This is a genomic window from Vibrio sp. 2132-1, assembly GCF_033344315.1.
On the sequence record NZ_JAWPON010000731.1, the window covers coordinates 1 to 548 of the forward strand.

The following is a 548-nucleotide window of genomic DNA, read 5'->3' on the forward strand; positions in this document are numbered from 1 at the left end:
TGCCAAACCTTCCGGAATTTGCGCTTCTTGCGATGTGCCAACGGTCAGCATGGATTTGAAGTTTTGCTTATTTTGAATTCGGTTTACGAACACACGTACGAGCATTCGGTCGTACAGTGCGTCTAGGCCGCTGTCTTCATCTGGTAATTCGTTGGAAGCAGAAACCAACAAACGCATTGGAACACGTTCAATGTCACTGCCATTTTTGAATGTTTTTTCGTTCACGACGGTCAACAGAGTGTTCAGAATCGCAGGGCCCGCTTTCCAAATCTCATCAAGGAAAACGACTTGCGCTGTAGGTAGGTAACCTTTGGTGAGTCGGACATAACGGCCGTTGTCCTTCAACTCTTGGATACTCAAAGGCCCAAACACTTCTTCTGGTGTCGAGAATCGAGTCATCAAGTATTCAAAGTAACTGCTGTTATCAAAAGCTCGGATAAGACGCTTTGCAATAAGACTCTTTGCAATACCTGGAGGACCTAAAAGAAAGACGCTCTCCCCAGCCAAAGCGGCAAGGAGACAGAGTTTGATGGTGTGTTCGCGTTCAT

General features: G+C 46.4%; 1 protein-coding gene. It reads right to left on the minus strand.

Going from position 1 to position 548, the window contains the following annotated elements:
- The coding region (locus tag R8N47_RS27655) for an AAA family ATPase (protein ID WP_318186417.1) at positions 1-548 on the minus strand (548 nt) is incomplete at both ends.